Raw genomic sequence first — 941 nt, forward strand, 5'->3', positions numbered from 1 at the left:
CCGCCTTCGCGGATGGCGAAGCGCAGGCCTTCGTCCATTGCCACCGGGTTGATCAGGGTGACGACCATCTTGACGTTGTCACCCGGCATCACCATTTCGACGCCTTCCGGCAGAGCAGCTGCGCCGGTGATGTCGGTGGTGCGGAAGTAGAACTGCGGACGGTAGCCGTTGAAGAACGGGGTGTGACGGCCGCCCTCGTCCTTCGACAGGACGTAGACTTCGCCTTCGAACTTGGTGTGCGGCTTGATCGAACCCGGCTTGGCCAGAACCTGGCCACGCTCGACGTCGTCACGCTTGGTGCCGCGCAGCAGCAGGCCAGCGTTGTCGCCTGCCTGACCCTGGTCCAGCAGCTTGCGGAACATTTCAACGCCGGTCACGGTGGTCTTCTGCACCGGACGGATGCCGACGATTTCGATTTCGTCGCCAACCTTGATCACGCCGCGCTCGATACGACCGGTCACCACGGTGCCGCGGCCCGAGATCGAGAACACGTCTTCCACCGGCATCAGGAACGGCTTGTCGATCGCACGCTCCGGCTCCGGAATCCAGCTGTCCAGGGCGTCGACCAGCTTCAGGATGGCCGGCACGCCGATGTCGCTCTGGTCGCCTTCCAGCGCCAGACGGGCCGAACCGGCGATGATCGGAGTGTCGTCGCCCGGGAAGTCGTACTTGCTCAGCAGCTCACGCACTTCCATCTCGACCAGCTCGAGCAGCTCGGCGTCGTCAACCATGTCGGCCTTGTTCAGGAACACGACGATGTACGGCACGCCGACCTGACGCGACAGCAGGATGTGCTCGCGGGTCTGCGGCATCGGGCCGTCAGCGGCCGAGCACACCAGGATCGCGCCGTCCATCTGGGCGGCACCGGTGATCATGTTCTTGACGTAGTCAGCGTGGCCCGGGCAATCGACGTGGGCGTAGTGACGGACCGGGGATTCGTA

Annotated in this window: 1 protein-coding gene; it reads right to left on the reverse strand. The window is 64.4% G+C overall.

All coding sequences use genetic code 11. The annotated features are described in order from the left end of the window. A partial coding sequence (gene tuf, locus V3B64_RS21805; protein ID WP_329914961.1) for an elongation factor Tu occupies positions 1-941 on the reverse strand: 941 nt, incomplete at both ends.

It is taken from the genome of Stenotrophomonas sp. SMYL86 (genome assembly GCF_036320025.1).
Taxonomy (GTDB): Bacteria; Pseudomonadota; Gammaproteobacteria; order Xanthomonadales; family Xanthomonadaceae; genus Stenotrophomonas; species Stenotrophomonas maltophilia_A.